The sequence below is a fragment of the uncultured Deefgea sp. genome (assembly GCF_947072475.1).
Taxonomy (GTDB): domain Bacteria; phylum Pseudomonadota; class Gammaproteobacteria; order Burkholderiales; family Chitinibacteraceae; genus Deefgea.
On sequence record NZ_CAMTIA010000004.1, the window covers coordinates 1 to 26,130 of the forward strand.

At 49.5% G+C, this 26,130-nt stretch carries 21 protein-coding genes; 12 read left to right on the plus strand and 9 right to left on the minus strand.

Going from position 1 to position 26,130, the window contains the following annotated elements; all coding sequences use genetic code 11:
- Positions 1-171: 171 nt before the first annotated feature.
- Entirely contained in the window at positions 172-735 is a 564-nt protein-coding gene (locus Q0V82_RS02385; protein ID WP_297572307.1) for a hypothetical protein, read from the plus strand.
- 60 nt (positions 736-795) lie between these two features.
- Here the strand turns inward: Q0V82_RS02385 and Q0V82_RS02390 are convergent, their stop codons facing one another.
- Entirely contained in the window at positions 796-1,998 is a 1,203-nt protein-coding gene (locus Q0V82_RS02390) for an amino acid aminotransferase (RefSeq protein WP_297572308.1), read from the minus strand.
- 208 nt (positions 1,999-2,206) lie between these two features.
- Here Q0V82_RS02390 and Q0V82_RS02395 point away from each other — a divergent pair, with 208 nt between their 5' ends.
- Complete coding sequence (locus tag Q0V82_RS02395; RefSeq protein WP_297572309.1) at positions 2,207-5,149, plus strand: HD domain-containing phosphohydrolase; 2,943 nt, start codon at positions 2,207-2,209, stop codon at positions 5,147-5,149.
- A gap of 154 nt (positions 5,150-5,303) precedes the next feature.
- Here Q0V82_RS02395 and murJ read toward each other — a convergent pair whose 3' ends face one another.
- The gene (gene murJ / locus Q0V82_RS02400) at positions 5,304-6,839 is read right to left on the minus strand and encodes a murein biosynthesis integral membrane protein MurJ (RefSeq protein ID WP_297572310.1); all 1,536 of its coding nucleotides are present in this window, start codon (positions 6,837-6,839) and stop codon (positions 5,304-5,306) included.
- 156 nt (positions 6,840-6,995) lie between these two features.
- Between murJ and rpsT the strand changes: the two genes are divergently transcribed.
- A complete protein-coding gene (gene rpsT, locus Q0V82_RS02405; protein WP_226764775.1) occupies positions 6,996-7,265 on the plus strand; it encodes a 30S ribosomal protein S20 in 270 nt (89 codons plus the stop codon).
- A 104-nt stretch (positions 7,266-7,369) separates the two neighbouring features.
- Here rpsT and Q0V82_RS02410 read toward each other — a convergent pair whose 3' ends face one another.
- The gene (locus Q0V82_RS02410; protein WP_226764774.1) at positions 7,370-7,735 is read right to left on the minus strand and encodes a hypothetical protein; all 366 of its coding nucleotides are present in this window, start codon (positions 7,733-7,735) and stop codon (positions 7,370-7,372) included.
- A gap of 148 nt (positions 7,736-7,883) precedes the next feature.
- Between Q0V82_RS02410 and Q0V82_RS02415 the strand changes: the two genes are divergently transcribed.
- A complete protein-coding gene (locus tag Q0V82_RS02415) occupies positions 7,884-9,008 on the plus strand; it encodes a diguanylate cyclase domain-containing protein (RefSeq protein ID WP_297572311.1) in 1,125 nt (374 codons plus the stop codon).
- 152 nt (positions 9,009-9,160) lie between these two features.
- Here Q0V82_RS02415 and Q0V82_RS02420 read toward each other — a convergent pair whose 3' ends face one another.
- Together Q0V82_RS02420 and Q0V82_RS02425 are read right to left on the minus strand one after the other, a co-directional pair.
- Positions 9,161-10,909 (minus strand): EAL domain-containing protein, encoded by a 1,749-nt coding sequence (locus tag Q0V82_RS02420; protein WP_297572312.1) that lies wholly within the window; start codon positions 10,907-10,909, stop codon positions 9,161-9,163.
- A gap of 172 nt (positions 10,910-11,081) precedes the next feature.
- The gene (locus Q0V82_RS02425) at positions 11,082-12,680 is read right to left on the minus strand and encodes an NAD+ synthase (protein WP_297572313.1); all 1,599 of its coding nucleotides are present in this window, start codon (positions 12,678-12,680) and stop codon (positions 11,082-11,084) included.
- Between the two features lie 153 nt (positions 12,681-12,833).
- Here Q0V82_RS02425 and Q0V82_RS02430 point away from each other — a divergent pair, with 153 nt between their 5' ends.
- A complete protein-coding gene (locus Q0V82_RS02430; RefSeq protein WP_297572314.1) occupies positions 12,834-13,277 on the plus strand; it encodes a hypothetical protein in 444 nt (147 codons plus the stop codon).
- Here the strand turns inward: Q0V82_RS02430 and Q0V82_RS02435 are convergent.
- Entirely contained in the window at positions 13,274-13,891 is a 618-nt protein-coding gene (locus Q0V82_RS02435) for a TetR/AcrR family transcriptional regulator (protein WP_297572315.1), read from the minus strand. The genes Q0V82_RS02430 and Q0V82_RS02435 overlap by 4 nt on opposite strands.
- Before the next feature lie 149 nt (positions 13,892-14,040).
- Between Q0V82_RS02435 and Q0V82_RS02440 the strand changes: the two genes are divergently transcribed.
- The 3 genes from Q0V82_RS02440 to Q0V82_RS02450 all read left to right on the plus strand — a co-directional run bounded on the left by Q0V82_RS02440 (position 14,041) and on the right by Q0V82_RS02450 (position 19,828).
- A complete protein-coding gene (locus Q0V82_RS02440) occupies positions 14,041-15,462 on the plus strand; it encodes an efflux transporter outer membrane subunit (protein WP_297572316.1) in 1,422 nt (473 codons plus the stop codon).
- 58 nt (positions 15,463-15,520) lie between these two features.
- Positions 15,521-16,645, plus strand: a complete 1,125-nt coding sequence (locus Q0V82_RS02445) for an efflux RND transporter periplasmic adaptor subunit (RefSeq protein ID WP_297572318.1) — start codon at positions 15,521-15,523, stop codon at positions 16,643-16,645.
- A gap of 132 nt (positions 16,646-16,777) precedes the next feature.
- Positions 16,778-19,828, plus strand: coding sequence for an efflux RND transporter permease subunit (locus Q0V82_RS02450; protein WP_297572320.1), 3,051 nt, complete (start codon positions 16,778-16,780; stop codon positions 19,826-19,828).
- An 80-nt stretch (positions 19,829-19,908) separates the two neighbouring features.
- Here the strand turns inward: Q0V82_RS02450 and Q0V82_RS02455 are convergent, their stop codons facing one another.
- Complete coding sequence (locus Q0V82_RS02455; RefSeq protein ID WP_297572323.1) at positions 19,909-20,523, minus strand: hypothetical protein; 615 nt, start codon at positions 20,521-20,523, stop codon at positions 19,909-19,911.
- 329 nt (positions 20,524-20,852) lie between these two features.
- On the opposite strand from Q0V82_RS02455, the gene Q0V82_RS02460 reads away from it, so the two are divergent.
- Positions 20,853-22,691 (plus strand): sensor domain-containing diguanylate cyclase, encoded by a 1,839-nt coding sequence (locus tag Q0V82_RS02460; protein WP_297572324.1) that lies wholly within the window; start codon positions 20,853-20,855, stop codon positions 22,689-22,691.
- A gap of 49 nt (positions 22,692-22,740) precedes the next feature.
- Here the strand turns inward: Q0V82_RS02460 and Q0V82_RS02465 are convergent, their stop codons facing one another.
- Positions 22,741-23,448, minus strand: coding sequence for an SAM-dependent methyltransferase (locus Q0V82_RS02465; protein ID WP_297572325.1), 708 nt, complete (start codon positions 23,446-23,448; stop codon positions 22,741-22,743).
- 108 nt (positions 23,449-23,556) lie between these two features.
- Positions 23,557-24,162, minus strand: a complete 606-nt coding sequence (locus tag Q0V82_RS02470) for a Maf family nucleotide pyrophosphatase (protein WP_297572326.1) — start codon at positions 24,160-24,162, stop codon at positions 23,557-23,559.
- A 94-nt stretch (positions 24,163-24,256) separates the two neighbouring features.
- Here Q0V82_RS02470 and Q0V82_RS02475 point away from each other — a divergent pair, with 94 nt between their 5' ends.
- From Q0V82_RS02475 to plsX, 3 genes are all read left to right on the plus strand, one after another.
- A complete protein-coding gene (locus tag Q0V82_RS02475; protein WP_297572328.1) occupies positions 24,257-24,754 on the plus strand; it encodes a DUF177 domain-containing protein in 498 nt (165 codons plus the stop codon).
- Positions 24,755-24,781: 27 nt separating this feature from the next.
- Positions 24,782-24,961, plus strand: coding sequence for a 50S ribosomal protein L32 (rpmF, locus tag Q0V82_RS02480; RefSeq protein WP_173532309.1), 180 nt, complete (start codon positions 24,782-24,784; stop codon positions 24,959-24,961).
- Between the two features lie 121 nt (positions 24,962-25,082).
- On the plus strand, positions 25,083-26,123 hold the full coding sequence (gene plsX / locus Q0V82_RS02485; RefSeq protein WP_297572334.1) for a phosphate acyltransferase PlsX: 1,041 nt from the start codon (positions 25,083-25,085) through the stop codon (positions 26,121-26,123).
- Positions 26,124-26,130: the final 7 nt, after the last annotated feature.

The window sequence follows — 26,130 nt, forward strand, 5'->3', positions numbered from 1 at the left end:
AGCAACGGACTGTTAATCCGTGTGTCCCTGGTTCGAGCCCAGGTCGAGGAGCCAAATATAAAAGGGTTAGCTGAAAAGCTAGCCCTTTTTTTTCGATTTTATTTCTTCCCATTTGTGCTTTTTCACGATTATGCTGTCTCTATTACCCCTCATATCAAGAAGGATGTAGAGATGTCTGCTGAAGAGCATGCCATTGACTTACCTGAGCCTGAAGTGCCGGCTCATTCGGTGAGCTTTTTTTCGCGCTATCGTTTAATTATTTTTGGCTTGTGTGGTTTTTTTTTGGTGCTGATTTTTTTAATGGTTGGCATTGCGCTTGGCATGGCGAAAAAAAACTTCGAAAAAAGTTTTTACCTCACCCAAATTGAAAAATTAAAAGAGTCGCTATCGGGCTCTTTGGAGAAACGCAGCGAATTAGAGCACGACATCACCGCGTTAAAAGTCGAGTTGCGCGCTAAAAAAGACCATATTGCCGAATTAGAAGACAAACTCGCCGAGCAAGAGCGCACTACGCGCCGACAGGAATTAAAACCCAATGGCGAAGGTAGTACGGCGGTTAAAACGGAAGCGAATCTTGCTGAAAGTAGCGTTGATCAGCAAAGTGAAAATTATTTACGCCTCAAAGCAGGTGATTGCTTGGTCGAAGGAAGCGCCGGCGCTACGGCAGCCAATTGGCGGGAATGCTTGAAAAAAGGTAAAAAAGTCGCCGCAGAGCAGCCATCAGCGGCGCATTAAATTGAGCCGCGCATCAAAAAGCCCACGAAACCGTGGGCTTTTTGATGGCTAAGCGCGGTATTAGAGCACTTTGGCAATCGCATCTGCGACGTAGTCGATGTTTTTGTTATTCAGTGCGGCCAAGCAGATCCGGCCCGTCGATACGGCATAGATACCGTATTCAGTTTGGAGCTTTTCAACTTGAACTGCGGTTAAACCGGTGTACGAGAACATCCCGCGTTGCGCTGTGACAAAGCTGAAATCTTGCGCCACACCGCGTGCGGCGAGCTTTTCAACCAAGCCTGAACGCATGCTGCGAATACGCACGCGCATGCCGCCAAGTTCTTCTTCCCACATGGCCCGCAACTCTGGACTGGCCAATACCGCCGCAACGACTGCGCCGCCGTGGATTGGTGGGTTTGAGTAGTTGCTGCGAATCACGCGTTTTACTTGTGAGAGCACACGGCTAGACTCTTCTTTGTTGGCGGTGATGACCGACAGCGCGCCAACGCGTTCACCATACAAAGAGAAGCTTTTTGAGAATGAGCTCGAAATCAGAAATTGCAGACCCGATGCGGCAAATGCATTGACTGCGACTGAATCCTCAGCAATGCCTTCAGCAAAACCTTGGTAAGCCATGTCAAGGAAAGGCACTAAGCCGCGTTCACGACACACCTCAACCACTTCTGCCCATTGTGCATCTGACAAGTCCGCGCCCGTTGGGTTGTGGCAGCAAGCATGTAAGATAATGACTGAGCCCGGTTGCAAGGTGAGTAGATTTGCTTTCATAGCAGCAAAATCAACGCCACGCGTTGCCGCATCATAGTAAGGATAGTCAGCTACTTTAAAGCCGGCCGCTTCAAAAATAGCGCGGTGATTTTCCCAGCTTGGATTGCTGATATACACGGTGGCATTTGGGTTGAGGCGATACAAGAAATCACCACCAATGCGCAATGCACCCGTGCCGCCAAGTGCTTGTGCTGTTACCACACGGCCTGCTGCGGTTAATTCGCTGTCTAAACCAAACAACAAATTTTGCACGCCAGCGTTGTAAGCTGGATTACCTTCAATGGCTTGATAACCGCGCGGAGGCTGTGTTTCAAGGCGTGCTTTCTCTGCCGCTTTGACTGCTGCCAATAAAGGAATTTTGCCTTCGTCATTAAAATAAACGCCGACCCCTAGGTTGACTTTAAAGTCACGGGTATCGGCGTTAAAAGATTCATTTAGACCCAAAATCGGATCGCGTGGCGCCATTTCAACGGCGGCAAAAATCGAGGACGACATGCAGTGCTCCATTCAAATAAAGAGAAAAGGCCAGTTCTGCCTTAAATTGCTATCAATTTAAAGGTGATTTTAGCATGACTCTGGCCAGTGGCGCTGCAGGCTTTGCGGGATTAATTTCGATTTTCTTTCGAGATAAGTATTAATATGATATTTATAATTTCATTGGTTTTAATTTTGTAGAAAGAATAAAACAAAGGGACTCGCTGGTATGCGCTCGCAGTTACAAACGTCGAAACATATCCCATTTCATTTGCATCTTAGTTATTTCTTTGTCGGCTTAATGCTGTTATTTGCCGCGATTACGACTTGGTTTTTTCAAAATTCAACCGAAAAAATATTAATGCTGAATGCCCAAAATCGAGTGAACAATTTTGCGAAAGTGGCCACCAATCATTTGGATAATCTCTATCGCAATGCGGCAGTGACGGCAGAACTCATGGCCGATCAACGGATTGTGCGTGCCACAACGCTTGAGCAACGGCTTGAAAGCATGCCGTATTTATTGACCGCATTGCGAACGCGACCAGCTTTGGCGGCGGTGTATGTGGGCTATCAAAATGGCGATTTCTTTTTGTTACGCCCTTGGCGTAATGAGCCTTCGCTCATTCAACGATTTAATCCGCCTAAAAATACAGCGTGGGTGGTGCAAAGTATTGAAGTCACTGCTGCTCATTCTGTTGGACGTTATTTATTTTTTGATTCGCAATTTAATTTAATTGAAAATCGAATTAAGCCTGATTATCAATTTGATCCGCGAACGCGTTCTTGGTTTAAGGCGGCAGTATCGACACCCGGCGTGCAAAGCAGTTTGCCGTATGTTTTTTATGCCACGGATAAAGCAGGGGTGACGATTTCAACAGCAGCAAACCAGCAGGCCGCCGTGGTGGGGGTTGATGTTCGCTTAGAAACGATTGAACAAGTCCTATCGTATTATCAGGAAACGCCGGGATCAAAGTTTTTATTGGTGACGGCTGAGCAAGGGGTGATGCTGACCCAAGATGGACTTACCCAAATGAAGCCAGCAGGGCAAGGGCAATTGCGGCTGCCTTTGCTGACGGAATTTAATGGCCATTTGTTAAGCCAATTAAAAGAGGATCATCTTGAGCTGGCTTCTGGGCAAAGCACAACGATGGCGGTGGATAATGAAAATTGGGAGGCGTCCAAGCAATCCATTGCGGTGCTGGGTGGTGCGCCGTTGCAATTATGGTTAGCTTCGCCGCATTCAGAATTATTGGGCCCTGCAATTGACATTCGCAATCATGCTTTATTGATCTCTGCGCTACTTTTAGCCTTTGGCGTGAGTTTGGCTTTGTGGCTAGCACGCATGGCATCGCGACCATTAATTCAGCTCAATAGCGAAGCACAAAGAATTGCGCGCTTTGATTTTAGTCAGCCCATTCAGGTTGAAGCACGAATTACCGAAATTATCGCGCTGGCTAAATCGATGGATCAAATGAAGGGTACGATTGAAGACTTTTTACATCTATCTAATGCCTTAGCTGCAGAAACGAATTTCCAGCGATTATTGGTGTTGATTGTCAGTGAGATGCGAAAGGCCGCTTTAGCGCCTTGCGGTATTTTATATTTAGCGGAACCCAAGCAAGGCACACTGGAAGTCGTGCAAGCACAATATAACGATCAAGTACGTGAAGCCTTTGGCGAATTGGCCACCCTTAAACTGGACGCCGATCAGACACATCCGGTATTGCAATTATTGCAGCAACAAACCAGCGCAATGCTTTTGACTCGCGAGCAGGTGCAGCTTTATTTTAATTTTGTAATCGCCGAGCCGGCAGCTTATCAATTAGTTTGTGTGCCGCTTAAGGATAAGACTGGGCAATTACTTGGGGTGTTGGCTTTATTGCTGAACGCCGAGGCCGCAATTAGTGCCAAGCGCTTGTCTTTTGTTACGGCCTTGTCGGGCACTGCGGCGGTGGCGCTTAATACGCAGCGTTTAATCGAAGAGCAAAAAGTATTACTTGAAGCCTTTATTCAATTACTCGCTGGTGCCATTGATGCCAAAAGTCCATATACCGGCGGTCATTGCCAGCGGGTTCCTGAACTCACCAAAATGCTCGCTAATGCCGCATGTCAAACGACGGTAGGCCCGTATGCCGATTTCAATTTAAGCGAAACCGAGCGCGAAGCTTTGCATATTGCGTGCTGGTTACACGATTGCGGCAAAGTGACGACGCCAGAATATGTGGTGGATAAAGCCACTAAATTAGAAACGCTCTACGATAGGCTGCATGAAGTGCGGATGCGCTTTGAAGTCTTAAAACGCGACGCGCAAATTCAAGCACTACAAGCCCAAATTGAGGGTGCAGATCCGCAGCAATTAGCGCAGCAATTGGCCCAAGCATTGGCGCAGCTTGACGCTGACTTTGCCTTTATCGCCCAGTGTAATCAGGGCGGTGAATTTATGGCCGAGGATAAAATTGTGCGATTAAATACCATTGCCCAGCGGCAGTGGTTACGTACTTTGGACGATAGAATCGGTATTTCGCATGAAGAAAAAAGTCGTAAAGAGCATGAGCCAGCCACTGAGCTGCCGGTTTATGAGTCGCTATTGGCCGACAAAATTGAGCATCAATTTAGTCGCCCGCCACGCGAGCAAATGCCAGCAATTAATCCGTGGGGCTTTCAGCTCAAGGTGCCTGAGCTCTTATATAACCGAGGTGAAATTTATAATCTATCGGTGGCGCGGGGCACCTTAAGCGAAGAAGAGCGCTATAAAATCAACGAGCACATCGTGCAAACCATCATCATGCTGGAAAAACTACCTTTCCCTCGGCATTTACAGCAAGTGCCAGAAATTGCCGGTGGCCATCATGAAAAAATGGATGGCACGGGTTATCCACGCAAACTCACGCAACAGCAAATGAGCCCATTGGCGCGAATGATGGCGATTGCTGATATTTTTGAAGCGCTCACGGCGGTGGATCGACCGTATAAAAAAGGTAAATTACTCTCGGAGTCGATCCGCATTATGCAGAGCATGGTGGAAAATCAGCATATCGATCGTGAGCTATTTCAATTGTTTTTAACTTCGGGCGTGTATTTGAAATACGCCAAACAATTTATGCAAGCCGAGCAAATTGATGCGGTGGCGATTGAGGCTTATTTATCGACGCCAGTGAGTTCGGCGTAATCAGTTAACTGCTGTTTGGATTCGGTGTGGCGGTTTTAAGCGCCAGACCGACGCGCGCGGCACAGCACTCAATCTGAATATCAGCATAAGCAAGAGGGTATTTGCTTGCAGCGCTTTAATATAAAAGCCTTGCAGCAAATACCTACCTTGCAGTTTAAACGCTACGGCGAGAGAATTGCCGTGGTCTAAATCCCAGTAAACCCAGTACGGAAAAATACACCGCGATGCCAACGATGACTAAGCCTGAGAGGCGTAGTAATCGAGACGGCATATTGCCCAGACCCCATTCCGGCATAATTTGCATTACGCCAAATAAAGCCAATGCCATTAAGCTCACCGCAACAATTAGTTTAAACAAAAAGCCCAACCAGCCCGCTTCAGGCTGATATAAATCTTGTTTTCTCAATTGGTAATACAGCAAACCCGCGTTGGCAATTGCCGCCAAACTAATCGATAACGCGAGGCCAGCGTGTTGCAAATAGGGCACTAAAATCAGGTTTAAGCCTTGAGTCACAATTAAAGAAAATACGGCAATCTTGACTGGGGTTTTAATGTTTTTGCGCGCATAAAACGCCGGCGCTAAAGGCTTAATCAAAATCAAGCCGGGAATGCCGACTGCATACGCCATTAACGCCAATTGCGTCATCTGCGCATCGTGAGCAGTAAATTTACCGTATTGAAATAATGAAATCGTCAGCGGCTCGGCAATCACCGCCAAAGCGACTGCTGAGGGTAGCGCTAATAACAGCGCTAATCGTAAGCCCCAATCGAGGAGTTTGGAATACTCGACCGTGTCGTTATTGGCCAAGGTTTTAGACAGCGACGGCAATAAAATTGTTCCAAGCGCCACGCCCAATAAGCCAGTCGGTAGCTCCATTAAGCGGTCAGCGTAGTATATCCACGACATCGAACCCACGACGAGTAATGACGCCAAACTTTGATTGATAATTTGCGAAATCTGGCTGACTGAAACCCCCAAAATTGCGGGTCCCATTTGTTTGACGACGCGCCAAACGCCGGGGTCTTTAAAATCCAAGCGCGGGCGAACCAACATGCCAATTTTTTTAAGATAAGGTAGTTGATACGCCAGCTGAGCAACGCCCCCCACTAGCAAGGCCCAAGCGAGCGCCATAATCGGCGGATTAAAATAGGGGGCAAAAAACAGCGCAAAAATAATAAATGAAATATTCAGTAGCGTGGGTGTAAAGGCCGGAACGGAGAAGTGATTCCATGTATTGAGCACCGCGCCGGCGAGTGAGGACAATGAAATCAGCAAGATATAGGGAAAGGTAATGCGCAATAAATCGGTGGTGACGGCAAATTGATTGGGATTATGAGTTAAGCCATTGGCGGTACTCCAAATAATCCATGGCGCAGCCAAAATCCCGATTAAGGTGATCACCGCTAAAATTAAAGTTAACAAACCGGCCACATGCGCGATAAAGGCTTTGGCCGCTTCATCGCCTTCGCGGGTTTTTTTATCTGCCAGTATTGGCACAAACGCTTGTGAGAATGCGCCTTCGGCGAAGATACGTCGCAGTAAATTCGGTAAGCGAAAGGCAACCACCCACGCATCCATCATGGCGCCAGCGCCAAAAATAGTCGCCATAATCGCATCACGGGCAAAGCCGAGCACGCGTGAAACCAAGGTCATCGAGCTGACCGCGGCCAGTGCTTTGAGTAGATTCATTGTTATTTTTCCGTCCCTGATAGCGCGCATGATAACGCCTACTTGCACTTGCCGTGAAGAAGGCATAAAATTGCCCCCTTTCTAGGGTGTGTGTGCTGCCGAAAGTCCGTGTCTCCGGCGAAGCAGTAGACCCGTTTATACCTTTGGAGAATTACCATGGCAAATACCGCACAAGCACGCAAACGCGCTCGTCAAGCTGAAGTTGCACGTCTACACAACGGCGCTCAACGTTCAGAATTCCGTACTGCAGTTAAAAAAGTATTGAAAGCGATCGCGGCTGGCGACAAAGCGGCTGCTACAGCTGTTTACCAAGCATCTGTTAGCACCATCGACAGCTTGGCTGACAAAAAGATCTACCATAAGAACAAAGCAGCTCGTCATAAGAGCCGTTTGTCTGCTGCGATCAAAGCAATGGCTGCTGCCTAAGCTTTGTAAGTAACAGGTTCTAAAGCAAAAAACCCGTGTAAACGGGTTTTTTTGTGCCTGTCAATCGGCGAAGCGTCGGTTTTAAAGCGAGACGCCGCGCGATTTCAAGCGTGAAAGCGCGGCGATGAGAGGCGAAAATTTTGCATAATTCGCCAATACGCGGCTTCATCTAAGATAATAAATTGCCCATCAGCGGCTTCATCAGCCACCAGATCAATGGCAATTCGCACAAAGCGGCCGGTTTCTTGCCAAATAGCCGCAGCGATGCGCTCGATAAACCAATCGGCACTTTCTCCGACTTTGATTTCTGCCTCGTGACGTACTTCTAGCAATAAAATCTCATTGCCTAGCGATTGCTTATTGGCCCATGACGGCGTGCACCAAGCGCGTTGAATCGCGCCAAGCGTATAGTCGGCTTCACGGCGGGTGACAGGAGAGACACTGAGCTGTAAACGATAAGTCTTGGACATGATCACATCCTAGATGCAGGCGAGTAAGCTGATAGCTTACATGACAATTGAATCGTTGTAGACCGATTTATCCCACCTTATTTCGGCCTCTCGTCGTTTAATTGCATGTGCTAGGCTAAAGCCTGCGTTGCATGAGCTGGAGTTGACAATGATTGAAAGTGAAGAATTAAATCCACGACCTCAAATCTTGATTGTGGATGATTCTCGCATCGTTCGTGCGACGGTGCGTAAGCATTTAAGCGTGCATTTTGATTTATTTGAAGCGGCCGATGGCGAGGCGGGCTGGAAGCTGTTGCTGGCTGAGCCGATGATTAATCTGTTGATTTCAGATTTAACCATGCCTGAGCTCGATGGCTTGGGTTTACTCGCGCGCGTGCGCAGCTCGGGTGATGCGCGTTTGCATTATTTGCCGGTGATCATTATCTCGGGTGAAGAAGATGAGGCGACCAAATTACGCTGTGTGGAATGTGGCGCCAATGACTTTATCACCAAATCGACTGATCGCACCGAAATGCTGGCGCGGGTTCAGGCCAATCTTGAATTGGCCGCAACCCGGCGCGAATTGGCCGCCGCACGTGCGATGCAAGTGCACGCTACGAGTGATGAGTTAACCGGCGTCGCCAGTTCTTATTTATTGAATTTGCAATTGGAACAAGCCTTAGCCTTTGCGCTTCGACACAATAGCCAAGTGAGCTTATTGTTATTGGAGGTGAATCATTTTCAAATGTTAACCGACAAACTCGGCGAGCGGGTGTGTGGACAAATGTTAGGCATGTTGGCCAAATTACTCGAAAGCACTTTGCGTAAAGAAGACACCTTGGCGCATTTAACAGGTGCACTGTTTGCGATTATTTCCCCAGCCACGCCATTAACTGAAGCGAAAATTGTCGCCGAGCGTTTGCGACATCGAGTCGCCAATGCCCGCATTAATTATCGCGAACAATTATTGCGAGTGACCGCAAGTATTGCCGTTGCCAATTCTTGGCACGATGAGGCGCATTCATGCGAGCGTATATTACACATCGCGCAAGATCGTTTATACGCCACGCCGATGGCAAACCAAGTGTTTATGCCCGAACGCCAGAGCATGCCGCACACGCCGCTGATCGCCGAGGCCTTGGTGATGCTGCATAAAGGGATGACGGACGAATTGCGTCCACATCTGCGCGCCTTACTTAAAAATCTACAGCCTTTATTGGTCTTGGCTCAACAAGATTTAGCTTTAGATTGGGATCTATCGCAAATTGAAGCGAATGATGATTTAAAAACCTAAGTATGGTCGCCTCACTCAGTTTGAATGATGGCAACGCAAGTCTATGATTTAAATAGACTTGTTGTTTTCTGTATTCAAACTATCTGGAGCCGACCCACTTAGTGAGTATTTAAAGCTAGAGCTTATACAGCAAGGCTGCCAGTCAAATACCGCTACTTAACCGATGCAATATATAGGCTATGCCCGCTTTGCATTTTGGCCATATGTTTGGCACTCGATGCATGATTCGCCACTTCATGGTGGCTTTGATACTCGCTGGCGACAATTTCTACTGCGCCTAAAGACATCGAAACCAGCGGGTTTAATTGCAATTTATTATGGCGATTGTGCGCCAAATAGCTTTGCGCTTGCCAGTGTGCGGGTTTAAAAAATGGCGCTAATTGTTGTTGAAAATCACTGAGTATTTGCTCGCAATGCGAGCGCCAATTCGGTGATCGCAATAACAAAATAAAGTCATCCCCACCGACGTGCCCGACAAAATCCAGCTGAGGATCGATGCTGCTTTGTAACAGTTGCCCGCACAGCTGCAGCAGCTCATCGCCTCGAGCGTAGCCATAAACGTCGTTATAAGGCTTGAAGTGATCCAGATCGACGTACACCACGGTGAAGTTGCATTCAGTTTGTAGATATTGGCTAATGGTGTTTTGAATGGGGGCATTCCCGGGTAAGCCGGTTAACGGGTTGGCGTGGCGCGCAGCACTAATTTGTAATTCAGTCATTGCGCGGATCAAGTCGCGGCCAGTGCCCATCCCTAAATAACGTCCTTGCTCGGTAATGATAAATCCATCGTTAAGATCGCTGCGCTCGCTACAAGTGAGTAAACGTGCCAGCTCGGTCAGACTGGTGGCTTGCTCAACAATTAAAGGGTGGCGATCCATTTGGGTGCTACAACTGCGTGCGCCAAAGAGTTCACGGCTAAATGGCCGTGAAAATAACTCTAATAAATCATTACGTTTGATTAGTCCAATCGGACGCTCGTTGTCGACCACCGGAATCGCGCTTAGGCCGGCTTGTTGCGTTAGACGTCGCCAAACGGCTTCGTTGCTATCGGTTTGACAGGCACTAGGAACCATTTGGAGCAAAGCACCGGCGTGAGTGCTGCTTTGGCCGATGTAGACCGGCTGTTCGGTGCGGTGTTTGGGCATATCGAGCATCGGATTGGGCTGTATTTCGGGACGACCGATTAAAAACCCTTGGATTAAATGAATGCCTAAGCGCTCAATGACCGCCAATTCAGTATGATTTTCAATGCCTTCCGCAATCACATTGCAGCCAGTACTGAGGGCAATGTGTTGGATTGAGCGAACAAATTGGCGCTTTTGTCGATCGCGGCTAATGCCTTGAATAAAGTATTTATCAATCTTGACAAAGTCAGGCTTGAGTTCAGACCACAGCCGTAAACTCGAATACCCTTCGCCCAAATCATCCAGCGCAATTTGAAAACCCATTTCTCGATAGTGTTGCAACGCTTGAGCTAAGCGCGGGTAGTCGCTGGTGGCTTGCGTTTCAGTCAGTTCGATAACCACTCGGTGAGGATCTAAACCCACTGTTTGCAGTAAATCGAGCATTGCATCCGCGCGAAATGGGTCTTGCATCAGGCTCAGTGGGCAGACATTGATAAATAACTTGCCGGGGAGTTGCTGTTCGATAAACGCTTGGATAATGACTTGATGGCAGGCCCAATCTAATTGGGCAAGGCATTGGTTCTGCGCTGCCGCTTGAAATAATTGCTGTGGGGCGTGTAAAGGATGATCGCTAGGGCCACGAATCAAACCTTCAAAACCATAGGCGCTGGCTTGATTGAGTGCCGCAATCGGTTGAAAGACGGCACTCAGTTGCTGCTGTTGAATGATGTCGGCGAGTTCGGCGCAAGCGCGCTCATTGCTGCTGTGGCGGATCATACAAACTCAATGGTTTGGTGTGAGGCGGTAAGGTAACAGTGGGAGATGAATGTTTTGTTACAAACTATGCCAGTCGCTTATTTATTGCGGTTTTTTGAAAAAGTGGCACATTTTGTGCAAGAAAAAGCCCAAGCAAACATCGCTTGGGCTCACTGCATATAGAAAAAACGATTTAACGCGTAAAACGCTGGGTAATCGGCATGCGCCAATCTTTACCAAACGAGCGCTGAGTAATGCGTGGACCAACAGGCGCTTGGCGGCGTTTGTATTCGTTGATTTTGAGTAAACGCACCACCTTATTCACATCTGCCTCGGGATAGCCTTTCGCAATAATGTCGGCGATGCTGAGGTTTTCTTCGACATACGCCGCTAAAATCGCATCAAGCACTTCGTACTCAGGCAAGCTGTCTTGGTCTTTTTGGTCGGGACGTAATTCAGCCGAAGGAGGGCGAGTAATAATGCGCTCAGGAATCACCAAGCCTTGGGTGTTGCGCCAGTTGGAGAGGCGATACACCAGTGTTTTGGCGATATCTTTTAATACCGCAAAGCCGCCAGCCATATCGCCATACAAGGTGGCATAACCAGTGGTCATTTCGGATTTATTACCCGTGGTGAGTACCAGCTTGCCGCCCTTATTTGACATGGCCATCAACAGCATACCCCTAATGCGGCTTTGCAAGTTCTCTTCGGTGGCGTCCATTTCGCGGCCAGCGAACTCGTCTTTTAATCCGGCCATCATACTTTCATACATCGGCCAAATTTCGATTTCTGAATATTGGCAGCCAAGGATTTCAATCATTTCGCGTGAATCGTTCACCGAAATATCGGCGGTATAGCGCGAGGGCATCATCACCGCGTGGACTTGATCTGCGCCCAGTGCATCTACCGCAATCGCCAAAGTAAGCGCCGAATCAATCCCACCCGAGAGACCGAGTAACACGCCAGGGAAGCGGTTTTTGCCAATGTAATCTTGCACGCCCAGCACCAAAGCGCCGTAAATACTGGCTTCGATCGACTCATCCGCCGCAATGCTCGCAGTTTGGAGGTCGCCATCAATAAAATCGCAATAGCCGATTTGGCTGCGATACGCCGGCAATTGCAAGGCCAATTCGCCGGATTTATTCAGAGCAAAAGAGTGGCCGTCAAAAACCAGCTCGTCTTGGCCGCCGATCATATTGCAATACACCAGCGCTAAATCGTTTTCTTCCACGCGTTGCTGGGCAATTTCGCGGCGCGTGCTTTGTTTGGCTTGGTGAAAAGGGGACGCATTGAGCACCAATAACACCTCGGCGCCTTCGTCTTTGGCGGCGGCGGCCGGCTCGGTATCCCATAAGTCTTCGCAAATGGCGATGCCGACTTGCACGCCATTTTGTTCAAAGACCAAAGGCACACAGCCTGGCGTGAAGTAACGCACTTCGTCAAAAACGGCATGATTGGGGAGTAATAATTTATCGTAACGACCGAGGAAGTTGCCATCCCGAATGACGCACGCTGAGTTAAAAATTTCGTCGCCACTCACCGATGGGTAGCCCAGCACCAAGGTAATGCCGTCAAGTTCATCAATGAAACGCGCAATTTTTTCGCGGCATTGCTGTAACAACGCTGGGCGCAGTAATAAATCTTCCGGTGGATAGCCAGTAAGGGCTAATTCCGGGGTGAGCAAAATATCAGCACCAGCCGCCGCAGCTTCGCGAGCCGCAGCAAAAATAAGCTCGGTGTTGCCATCAATATCACCAACAATAGGGTTGATTTGAGCAAGGGCGATTTTCATGAGCGATTGTGGGCAAGGTAAAAAGGCTATTTTAGCGGGATGCTGGCCGGTGTGGGCGCAAATTGACGGGGTATTGCGGCGCATGGCGGGTATTTATTGCCAGCGATAAAATCAGCAGTGCATTGGCCGTGATGGCTTTGGCTTTAAATCGTCGTGCTGGCCTTATTTATTTTCGCTTGGCAGATTGTGTTTTTTGTCAGTGATTACTTGCTATTTGATAAGCAAAACACTAAAAAAATGAAAGAAGAGAGTGACTTAGCCGCTGCAGTGGGTGCAGCAAGCAGTGCATTCTTCATTTGTTTGAGCGAGCTAATTATGCCATTTGATGAAGTATTTCCAACGCATTTTAATACCTTATCGCGCAATCCATTTCCACATGTGTTGATTGAGCAAGCTTTATTGCAATTGGGCGGTGGCAGTGTTGAGGGGAGTAAATTTGCCAAACAGGTGCTCACGGCAGCTGGATGGCGACACGCCAGTGTTGTGTCGTATGGCAAATATCCCGAAGAAGCCGCCACGGCATTTAATAAGGTGAGGCTGGTGCTGGTGGACGACCCCAATGCCGAACAACTGATGCAGCGCTTAGCTGCTGCTTAATTGGCTTTGCGGTAGGCGCGTAAAAAGACGGTGACGGCGCTATGGACGTGTTGCTCGATCTGTACCGAGCTCGGGTTGCGTACCGAGAGTTGCATTTGGCGAATAATGCCGGCATCACTGAGCGCCAATAATTGTTCCGCAGCTAATTTCGCGTCATCGATCTGTAGTCTTTCATCTTGGTTCAGTTGCGCCAAATAATCGCTCAATAGTTGCACGACCTGCGCTGGACCGGACGATTCGATCAATTGTCCCAGCGCCGGAAACTGCATCACTTCTGCCAATACAATCCGAAATAATGCGGCTTGCTCTTCTTGCAATAGGCTGCTGAGCCATTGTTTTGCAAAGCGCGCTAATACCGCCTCAATCGGGGTGTCTAGTAATTGGGCCAGCGTTGGCAATTGCGTTTCGCCGGCGCATTCGCCCGCAATTAAGGCGACAAATAGCGCTTCTTTGCTGTCGAAATAATTATAAATCGTGCCTTTGGCTACGCCGGCCGCTTTGGCGATTTTTTCTACGCTGCTGTGGGCAAAACCCAATTCAATAAAAACGCGCCGAGCGCCATCTAGAATTTGCTGGCGTTTGGCCGAGTTCATCTTGTCATTGTTGCTTGGCATATCGATACCCAAAATAAATATTCATTGGTCATTGACCGAACCGTTCGGTCAGTTTAGCATTTCTTCGCCGTCTCTCAAGCGATTTAACCCGTCCTATTCATGCATTTTTCGTTGAAATGCGCTTCACACTGACTGGAATTGCGACCCGTATGCGTCATCGATTAAATTGGCTATTACTCTGTTTGCTTGGCACCGTTGGCGGCTGTGCGGTGAGCTTGCCGCAGCCTCAATTGGCGCAGTTAGTGCCCAAAGAAACGGTGTGGCAGACGCCATTGCCGATGGCGACACACCTCGCCGAGCAGCAAGTGTGGTGGCAATCTTGGCAAGATCCGGTCCTCAATACCTTACTCAATGCTGCGCAACAAGCCAATCCGACTTTAGAATTGGCCGAAGCACGGATTCGGGAAGCGCGCGCCAAAGCCTACGCGACGAAAGCCTATTTATGGCCCACCGTCGGTGCAACGGCCAGCGGCTCGCGCAATAACAATACGATGCTCACGCCTGCGCAGCCGATCAATATGGGCAGTGTTGGGCTCGATGCCAGCTGGGAGATCGATCTATGGGGCGGTGTGCGCACCGCTGAAAAAAATCTATTGGCCAATTTGTCGGCCAAAACCATCGAATGGCAAGATGCACGAGCGACCGTAGCGGCCGAAGTGGCCAATGCCTATGTGGCATTACGCGCTTATCAAGCTTTGGCTGAGATTGTGGCGCAGGACTTAAAGTCGCGAGATCACAGCTTGCAATTAACGCAGGAAAAAGAACAAGTCGGCCTGGCTAGCCCAGTGGACGTGGCTTTACTTGATGCCAGTAGCGCTGATGCCTTAGCGCAATGGCTCGAAACGCAAGAAGGCATTGGCATGGCCAAGCAAGTTTTAGTGGCTTTAACCGGTTGGTCGGCGCAGCAAGTGAACGCACAGCTTGAGCAAGGCGCAGCGCGCTTACCGCAGCCGGTGGGTTTTGTGCTCGATGCTTTGCCAGCCAATGTCATTACGCAGCGCTACGATATTCGCGTTGCCGCTGAAAACGTCAATATGGCGGCCGCCGAAGTCGGAATTAGCAAAGTGGCGCAATTGCCCTCACTGAGCTTGCTCGGCGTAATTAGCTTGGGTCAGCAAGAGGTCGGCAGCCTGTCGATTAATGGCAATGCTTGGTCGTTTGGCCCGACATTAAAGCTGCCGATTTTTAACGCTGGCCGCTTAAAGTCGGAAGAGGCCGCGGCGGTGGCCCGCTACGATCAGGCACTGGCAGCGTATCAGCAAAAGGTGCGATTTGCGGTGCGGGAAGTTGAGCAAATTGTGCTGCAACTGGATGGCAATCAACGCCGCATTGCCGCCATGCAGCGATCGGTGGCGGGGTATCAGCAGCAGCAAGACGCTAGCAACGCGATGTGGCAAGCCGGTAGTGCCAGCTTATTGGATTTGGAAGTCTCGCGGCGTTTTTTGCTGGGCTCGCAAGTGAAGCAAATGGCGTTGCAGCGTGATCAATTGTCCTTATGGATTGCGCTCTACAAAGCCGTTGGCGGGCAATGGCCGGTGGACGGTATTGGCGATGAAGTTGCTGCTAAGTAGGGTATTGCTTGCAAGGTCAATCTAGATAATGAGTACGAACTTATACTGGAGTAGGGTAATGAAGGATGTATTAAAGCGATTCCCGCTGCGACGTGGCATGGTATTGAGTATCAGCGTATTGGCCGTGCTCGCGGGTTTGACTTTGACCGCAGCGATGGTGCGTGCCGATTCAGTCGACAAAAAAACCGAGGGCAGTAAACCGGTATTGACGGTGCGCATGATTCAGCCCAAATCGATCGAGTGGGCGCAAACAATGACCGCCAATGGCAATGTTTTGCCATGGCAAGAGTCATCCATCGGCACTGAAATGGGCGGCTTACGCTTAACTCAGCTCAATGCCGCCATTGGTGATCGGGTCAAAAAAGGCCAAGTGCTGGCGCGCTACAATGATGCGACGATTCAAGCCGAAGTGGCTCAAGCCAAAGCGGCGCTGGCGGAAACTGAGGCCGCTTTAGGTGAAGCCCAGCAAAATGCCAGTCGGGTACGGCAACTAGGCAATACCGGCGCCATGTCAGAACAACAAAAAACCGAAGCCTTCACCAAAGAAATGATGGCCAAGGCGCGAGTGCAATCGGCCAAAGCGCAAGTGGCCAGTGCGCAAGTACGCTTAAGTCAAACGCGCATTGTGGCACCCGATGACGGGGTGATTTCAGCACGCAGCGCCAGCTTGGGGGCGGTCAGCCAGCCAGGGCAAGAGTTGTTTCGTTTAGTACGGCAAGGCCGCTTGGAATGGCAGGCCGAGGTGACGGCGGCTGAAAGCGCCAAAATTCAGCCTGGACAAAGCGTATCGTTGGGCTTGCCAACCGGCAAAACAGTGGCAGGAACGGTGAGAAATATTGCGCCAACGGTCGATCTAAAAACCCGCAATGTGTTGGTGTTTGTCGATTTGAAACCCGAGGGCGATCCTTTGGTTGCCGCCAAACCCGGCATGTTTGCTAAAGGTCAGATCGCACTGGGTAGCAGTAAAGCATTGGCGCTGCCAGGCAGTGCTATTTTATTGCGTGATGGTTTTGCCAATGTGTTTGTGTTGCAAACCGACAATAAAGTGAAGCAAGTTCGGGTGAAGCTCGGCCGCCAAGCGAACGGGATGATGGAAGTCGAGGGACTCGCGCCGACGACGTCGGTGGTGGCCAGCGGCGCAGGCTTTTTGGCCGATGGTGATGTGGTGCGGGTCGTTAAGTAAGCCAAGCAGGCGGCCTTCACCGTCTTAATCGATTGGCCGTGTATCGCCAATTTGTATTGCGTCTTGTCTATTAGGTATTGGCATGTAGACATTAATTTTAAAGCTTTTCGTTGATATACCCAGGGATGCACAATGAATTTTTCTGCTTGGTCGATTAAAAATCCGATACCGGCCATTATGCTGTTTGTGCTGCTCTCTTTGGGGGGCTTATGGTCATTTAGCCAAATGAAGGTGCAGCACTTTCCGGATATCGAATTACCGATGGTGACGGTGACTGCGGTATTGGAAGGCGCAGCCCCCGCGCAGCTGGAAACCGAGGTGGCGCGAAAGCTAGAAAATTCAGTCTCAGCCTTGCAAGGCGTGAAGCACGTTTACAGCAATATCAGCGATGGCGTGGTCGGCATGACCGTCGAGTTTGAGCTGGAAAAACCCATTAATGAAGCCGTTGATGATGTGCGCGATGCGGTTTCCAATGTGCGTAGTGATTTACCGGCCGATTTAAAAGATCCGATTATTGGCAAGGTCGAGTTTTCTGGCGTGCCGTTTCTGGTGTATACCGTGACCGATCCGCAGCTGGATGAAGAGCAGCTGTCTTGGTTGGTCGACAATAAAATTACCCGGGTGATTCGAGCGATTCCTGGCGTGGGCAAAGTCGCTCGCGTTGGCGGGGTCACGCGGCAAGTGCAAATTGAACTCGATCCAGCGCGCATGGCTGCGTTGGGCGTGAGTAGTAGTGATATTTCACGGCAATTGGCGCGAACGCAAAAAGACGCTTCTGGTGGCCGTGCTGATTTGGGCGGCTCCGAGCAAGCTTTACGCACCATTGTCGCGGCCACGACGGCGGCCGAGTTGGCACAAACTGAGCTGACTTTGCCCGATGGCCGCCGGATTCGCCTCGATCAAATCGCCAGCATTCACGACACCATTGCCGAGCGCCGCGCTATCGCCCAGCTCGATGGTCAGCCGGTGGTCGGCTTTGAAATCACCCGTGCGCGCGGTGCTAGTGAGACCGAAGTGGCTGCTGCGATTAAAAAAGCCCTCACTCAACTGCAATTAGAGCATCCCGCGCTGGTGCTCAAGCCGGCTTATGATATGGCCGCGCCAGTGCAAGATGAGTTTGATGGCTCGATGGGCTTGTTGTACGAAGGCGCTTTGCTGGCGGTGATTGTCGTATGGTTCTTTTTGCGCGATTGGCGCGCCACTTTAGTCTCGGCCGCTGCTTTGCCCTTATCGATTTTGCCGACGTTTATCGGCATGTATTTATTTGGTTTTACCCTCAATACCGTGACCTTATTATCGCTGGCCTTGGTGGTGGGGATTTTGGTTGACGATGCGATTGTTGAAATTGAAAACATCGTGCGCCATTTGCGCATGGGTAAATCGCCGTATCAAGCGGCGATGGAGGCGGCTGATGAAATTGGCCTAGCGGTGGTGGCCACCACGTTTGCTTTGGTGGCGGTGTTTTTACCAACGGCATTTATGAGCGGTATTCCGGGGAAGTTTTTTAAACCCTTTGGCTGGACTGCGGCGCTAGCGGTAATGGCGTCTTTGGTGGTGGCGCGCTTACTCACGCCGATGATGGCGGCGTATTTGCTCAAGCCGATGCCGCATGCCGAGCAAGAGGGGCGTTTGAAACTCGCTTATTTGCGCTGCGCCGCGTGGTGCTTGCGGCATCGTAAAATCACGGCGATTTGTTCAATTGTCTTTTTTATTGCCTCTTTAGCCTTGGTGCCCTTGTTGCCGACGGGTTTTGTTCCGGCAGATAATCGCTCACAAACCTTAGTCAAACTCGAATTACCGCCCGGCGCAACGTTAAATGAAACCTATGCCGCCGCCGATCAAGCGCGAAAAATCTTAGCGACGTTGCCGTTTATTACCCGAATTTATACTGCAGTGGGCGATGGTAAAGCCGGGGCCGACCCCTTTGCGGGTGGCAGTAGTGGCGTGAATAAAGCCAGCCTAACGTTGACTTTAGTCTCGCGCACTGAGCGGGAGAAAAAAACGCTGCTGGAGCAAGAATTGCGTGAGGCATTGCGGGTGATTCCGGGCGCGAGGGTAACGGTAGGGCTGGGGCAAAATGGTGAAAAGCTGCAAATGATTATTAAGTCGGATGATCCTGAGGCTTTGGCCGTGGCCGCTAAAGCGGTAGAGCAAGACTTACGTACTTTAAACGGCATTGGTGCGGTTACATCGAGCGCCAGTTTGGTTCGGCCTGAATTAATTATTCGTCCTGATATGAGTAAAGCCGCCGAGATGGGCGTCACCGCGCTGGCGATTGCCGACACGATTAGGGTGGCAACAGTGGGTGACTTTGATACCGCCTTGGCCAAGCTCAATCTCCCTGAGCGGCAAATCCCAATTGTGGTGCGTTTACCGGATTCATTTCGCAGTGATCTTGAGCAAATCAAGCGTTTGCGCGTGCCGTCAACGCAGGGGAATGTGATGCTCGGGCAAGTGGCAACCATTGAAATTGGCAGCGGCCCGAGTGTGATTAGCCGCTACGATAGAGCGCGCAATGTGATTTTTGACGTTGAGCTTAATGGCCGAACTTTAGGCGAAGCCAGCGCTGAGGCCGATCAATTACCAAGCTTAAAAAACCTGCCTGCCGGGGTCACCCGCGCAGAATTTGGCGACGCGGATGAAATGAAAAAACTATTTGCCAGCTTTGGTTTGGCGATGCTCACAGGGGTGTTGTGTATTTATATGGTGCTGGTGCTGTTATTTCGTGATTTTATGCAGCCGGTGACGATTTTAGCCGCGCTACCGTTATCGATTGGCGGTGCTTTTGTGGCTTTATTGCTGACCAATAGTTCGTTCTCGATGCCGACCTTAATTGGCTTGATTATGTTGATGGGGGTCGCGACTAAAAATTCGATTTTATTGGTTGAATACGCCATCGTTGCCCGCCGAGAAGGGATGGCGCGCTTTGATGCCTTAATGGATGCAGGGCGCAAACGCGCGCGACCGATTGTGATGACGACCATTGCGATGGGTGCAGGGATGTTGCCGATTGCGATGGGTTGGGGCGTGGATTCGAGTTTTCGTGCGCCGATGGCGATTGCTGTTATCGGCGGCTTAATTACCTCGACCTTTTTGAGTTTATTGGTGATTCCGGTGGTGTTTACTTTTGTCGATGATTTTGTGCAATGGTTGGGCCGCAAGCGTAAAAAAGTGCAGCATTAAACTGCGGTAAAAAAAATAACGGCGCATTGCGCCGTTTTTTTATGGTTTGACTCAGGTAATCGCCGTAGTCTGAACACAACTTAAGCTTGAGCTGGTTTAGCCCCAAGGCTAACGGTTGCGCCACTCGGAATGCCGTCTTGTTGCCAGCGATCAAATTCAGCCATGATGGTGTCGTGGGTTTGTTGGCTGATGTCCGGCAAGCTGCCACCTAACATGGCTTTGGCTTGGGTGAAGCCTAATTCAACCGCATCCCGAATTTTTTGCAATTTGGCCGGATCGTCGCCCATGGCAAATTTGGCAAAGCTTAAAATCCGCTCGGCGACTTTTTTAACGCCAAATTCACCGTCTTCACCCAAATCCGCTTTGGCTTTATCAATCGTTGCTTGATCAACACTGAGCGTTTGTTCGCCACGCGCCACTTTGGCTAAATTCAAACCTTGCCCCTCAATGAGTGGCCGAATCAAGCTCATTAACTCATCGACTTTACGATTGGATTCATCCAGCATAGCGGCCAAGTTTTCGGGGAGTGCGCGCGGCTTGCTATAGGTGAGTGATTCATTGCCACTGGTGCTTAGATTCACCGTTTCTGGTGCGTTTTCTGAATTCGATTCATTGCGAGCGCGGTTGTTTTGCGGCGGCTGCGAGCGGTTAGCTAGCGGCGGGAGGTTGCTCTGACTAGAAACGCTGATGGACATAATGAATCCCCTCAATAAAGACACAATCTGTGTTTTATATCGACAACTAGCGCCAAACGCGTAGTGAAATGTTTACTTTTTTGGGGTAGACGGTTAGTTTTCGCTTAATGCTTGTTTCATAAGATGTTTTATTACTGTCATCTTTGTTTGAATCTATCTAGTATTTATTTTACAGATGTTGTTTTTTTGTGAAAGCATAGTGAAAATTAAGACGATGTCTTTCGAGCTTGCATGTGCATGATATTTTGAGGCCAACGCCATTGAAACCGAGGTTGATCTTGGGTGGATGCGATGGCGAGTTAGATTTTATTGCTAGGTAGATGATTGAAATGGCCTTAAACCCGTTAAGACCCGATGATTTTGATTTTTTTCGCGAATTTTTGGATGCGTTGCCGCTGCAATGCTTTGTTAAGAATGCGCATGGCCATATTGTATTGAGTAATACCGCCTATCAAAACGCCAGCACTGAGCCCGTAGCGCTCAAAGCCAATGGACGCTGCGCGAATGAATCTAAGGCGCAACTTGCATCACAAACGCCGCTGACTCCCGCCGATGAAGCCATAGCCACGCATGAAGAGATGCGCTGGAATAGCCAGCGGGGTCGCTATCAAACTGACTACGTCATTCAAAAAACGATTACTGATGACGCGGGTCAGCCTTTATATATCGTCGGTTCAATTTTGGATATTTCAGAGCAAAAGCAATTTCAGCTGCAAATCGATACTGAATTAAAACTACTCGAAATGCAGGCGGCAGATGTACCATTTACGCAGTTATTGACGCAGTTTGTGCATAGCTTTGAATCGAATTTTCCGGGGGTTTTGTGTTCAATTTTATTGCTTGATCCAGAAGGCCGGCACTTATTGCATGCCATTGCGCCAAGCTTGCCCGAGGCTTATTGCCAAGCGATTCATGGTGTGGAAATTGGTCCAAATATTGGCTCTTGTGGCACTGCGGCGTATACCGGCCAAGACACCATTGTGGCCGATATTGCCAGCGATCCGTTGTGGCGTAATTTTGCTGATTTGGCCTTGTCGCATAATTTACGCTCGTGCTGGTCCATTCCAATCTTGTCGACCAAAGGCCGTGTTTTGGGCACTTTTGCCAATTACCATGCCTACCCTTGCTCGCCGACAGCGAAGGAATTGCAAGCGATTAAGCGCGGCGCTTATTTGGTCGGTTTAGTGATTGAGCACGAGTTATCCGAAAAACAGCTGGCCGCAGACAAGATGATTTTGCAAGAGTCGGTGCAGCATACGCAGACGATTCTCGATAATATGGCCGACGGGGTGATTACCATTGATATTACCGGTCGGATCGAAAGTTTTAATGCTGCAGCGAGCCGTATTTTTGGTTATTCAGCGGAAGAAGTGTTGTTTAAAAATGTCTCCATGTTGATGCCTGAGCCGTATGCCGGTCAGCATGATGATTATTTATCACACCATCAAGCGGCGGGCTCGGCCAGTATTGTTGGCGTACCACGTGAGGTAGAAGGTTTGCGTAAAGATGGGCGCTTGTTTCCGATGCGTTTGTCGGTGTCCAAGATTTTCCGCGCAGGCCAAGCCATTTTTATTGGCTTAGTCAGCGACAATACTTTGGATCATCAGCGCCGAGAGGAAATTCATCGTTTGGCTTTTTTTGATGCTTTAACGGGTTTGCCGAACCGGCGTTTATTAATGGATCGAATCCAAAAAGCCATGCTGACTTCGGCGCGTAGTGGCTTGCATGGTGCGGTGATGTTTCTCGATCTCGATCACTTTAAATATTTGAATGACAATTATGGTCACCACATGGGTGATTTATTACTGCAACAGGTGTCAGCACGCTTGCAGTCTTGTGTGAGAGAAAACGACAGCGTCGCCCGTTTGGGCGGTGATGAGTTTGTGGTCTTGCTGGAGTCTTTAAGCGACGCGCCTGAGCTGGCTGTTGAGCAAGCGCAAACAGTCGCCCATAAAGTATTACAGTGCTTACGAAAAGCTTATGATTTATCTGGGCATACACATGTGAGTACGCCCAGTATTGGTGTGGCTTTGTTTTTGGCGGAACAAGTCTCAATGGACGATTTACTCAAGCACGCCGACGCCGCGATGTATCAAGCCAAAGCGGCGGGGCGAAATACCGCTGTGTTTTATGATACGGCGATGCAAGCCATTACGTCGGCGCATTAATGGCGAGCGGGTTGTTGATCGACACCCGCCGGCGCATCGCCGCTGCGATTTAAGCTTGAATAATAAAAACAGTCGGGCGCTTATGGATTTGCGGCTCGGCTTTTTTCTTCCATTGGCCGACTTCTAAGGTCACGATGTCTTGGCTTGGCAGGCTAATGTCGCAAGCAATAGTGAGCCGGGTATGGGCTTTGAGGTTATCGCGCAAGGCTTGAAATAGCGCCCCATTGCGATAAGGGGTCTCAATAAACAGCTCGGCTTGCCCTTCTTTGCTTGAGCTCGCTTCGAGTTGACGAATTGCTTGTACTCGGCCTGCGGCATCAGAAGGCAAATAGCCGTTAAAACGAAATTTCTGCCCATTGGCCCCCGAGGCCATTAAGGCCATTAGCAACGATGATGGGCCGACCAAGGGGGCGACCTTGATCCCTCGCTGATGGGCGAGATGCACCAAACGTGCACCGGGATCGGCAACGCCAGGGCAGCCCGCTTCGGACATTAAGCCCACATCAAATCCATCGAGCAAGGGCTGAAGCAGTGCCGCCACTTCGTGGTCTTTGGTGTGCTCAGACAATTCGCTCATGCTTAGGCTACGTAGCTCATGTGGCGTGCCGAGCATTTTTAAATGCGCGCGGGTTGTTTTGGCATTTTCAACGACAAAATGGGTGAGTCGCTTGGCGGTTTCGATCACATCGACCGGCAAAATATCGTTGATGGTATCGCCGCCCATTGGTGCAGGAATTAAATATAAAGTGCCTGTCATGGTGCTTGTCCAAATAAGGTGTGTTGTGGGTTTTTTGTGGGTATATCGATCTAGCTTTTAATTTAAAAGAGCTTGATGGCTATACCCTTTATAAATTGATGGCATGAATTACAATATTGGATACGCTTCTTGATTGAGCATATTAATCAACTCAATCAAGGGCAAACCAATAATCGCCGCCGGATCGGTGCTGTGAATGGCGGCAATCATCACAATTCCGAGACCTTCGGTTTTGGCACTGCCAGCACAATTGTAAGGTTGCTCACGGCGTAAATAGGTTTCGATTTGTGCGTCGCTGTAATCGCGCAGGGTCACCGTGGTGATGTCGACATGGCTTTGCACTTGTTGGGTCGCCGTATTGTAAAGGCAGAGCGCAGTATGAAACGCAATGCTTTGCCCACGCATGGCGCTCAATTGTGCGACGGCTCGTTCATGGGTGCCCGGTTTTCCCAATTGCACACCATTGAGTAAAGCGACTTGGTCAGAACCAATAATCAGACTATTGGGGAACTGATCGGCGAGCACTTTCGCTTTGGCAATCGCCAAACGCTCGCTGGTTTGTGCTGCAGTCTCACCGATCAGTGGCGATTCGTCCAGATTGGGGGCTGCTGTGATAAACGGTAGACCTAGCCGTTCTAAAAGTTCTTTTCGATACAGCGATGTAGACGCCAGAACCAGTTGGCGTGGCTCGCAGAAGGTAGAAGTGGTTCGCATATGAATTTCACCGTGCTTAAAAGCGCAAAATACTTTGACAGAGGATAGTCGGAGATTATATCATGCGCGGTTTCCAGTTCTACGCGGCAACTCCATGACGGTGATTCATAGCGCGGAATTTGCGCAAGAAGGTCGAGAGCTAAAAGGTTCTATCCCACTTTCGCAGCTCTCACGTTTGAGTGACCTGTTGGCAGATACATCAGGCGAAATCGCTTGGCATATCGAAAGTGGCGTAGATGATCGTACGCAGCGCCCTTGGCTTTATTTAGAAGTAAAAGGCGATTTGCAACTGATTTGCCAGCGCTGCCTATCGGGCATGCATTGGTCAATTCATGACGAAACCGTGTTGACCCAGTTTGCTACTGAGGAAGAAATCGATGAAGCGGAAGCCATCGATGAAGACCTTGATGGCATTTTGATCGATCCGGAGCTGGATATTGAAGCACTGGTCGAAGACGAATTGTTACTCGCTTTACCAGTGGCACCAGTACACGATGTGTGTGGTGGTGACGATGCACTGGCCAAATTGGCGAGTAAAAAACCGAATCCGTTTGCAGTCCTGGCTCAGTTGAAAACCAGGAAAGCGGAATAAACAACTGAGTTATTAGGAGTATTTCACATGGCAGTTCAGCAAAATAAAAAATCACCTTCGAAACGTGGCATGCACCGCGCTCATGACTTCTTGTCGGCACCAGCTTTGTCTGTAGATGCTGCGACTGGTGAAGTTCATCGCCCGCACCACATTTCTCCAAACGGCTTTTACAATGGCCGTCGTGTGATCAAAGCTAAGGGCGAATAATCGTCGCCTTGCTGTTTTAGCTATGCGGGTTATTTTTAGCCATGCTGGCTAGCTTTACGGCGCAAGTGAGTGTCTCTCTGAGAATAACTCGCTTGCGCCGTTCGTCATTTTAGGTGTTTGAATGGATATTACTGTCGCAGTCGATGCTATGGGTGGCGATCATGGTGCTCATGTTACGGTGCCCGCTGCATTACGTTTTTTGCGAGATAATCCTGACGTCAATATTGTTTTAGTCGGTTTGGCTGATGTGATTACTGCAGAGTTGGCCGCACAGCACGCCGCAACCAATACGCGCTTGCGTATTCATGCCGCCACCGAAGTGGTGACGATGGATGAGTCACCGCAATCGGCAATGAAAAATAAAAAAGATTCATCGATGCGTGTCGCCATTAATTTGGTTAAATCTGGCCAAGCCAATGCTTGTGTTTCAGCGGGCAATACTGGCGCTTTGATGGCGACGGCTCGATTTGTATTAAAAACGATTCCAGGGATTGACCGACCTGCGATTGCAAAGCTGATGCCAACAATGAAAGGGCAAACCGCGATGCTCGATTTGGGGGCCAATGTGGATTCAACGCCTTTGCAGCTGACGCAATTTGCCATTATGGGCTCGGCGATGTTTTCAGCGCTCAAGCATGTAGACGCTCCCACCGTCGGTTTGCTCAATATTGGTTCGGAAGACATCAAAGGCAATGAAGCCGTTAAAGAAGCGGCAGAAATGATTCGCAAAACACGCCTGAATTTTCATGGCAATATCGAAGGCGATGATATTTATCGCGGTACGGTGGATGTGGTCGCTTGCGATGGTTTTACCGGCAATGTGGCGCTGAAAACGTCAGAAGGTTTAATCAAAATGATTACCACCTTCTTGAAAGAAGAATTTACCCGTAATATTCTGACGCGTTGCGTGGCATTACTGGCTTTGCCATTAATGAATCGCTTTAAAAAGCGTTTAGATCCACGTCGTTTTAATGGCGCATCATTCTTGGGCTTACGTGGCATTGTGGTAAAAAGCCATGGCGGCGCGGATGAAATTGCGTTTTACTGGGCCTTGGCTCAAGCCGTTGAGGAAGCGCGCTCCGGCATGATTCAGCGCATTACAGAGCAGGTGCAACAAGAGTTGCTGCATCTCAACGCCGCGGTAGAGGCTGCCGAGGCTTGATCTAATT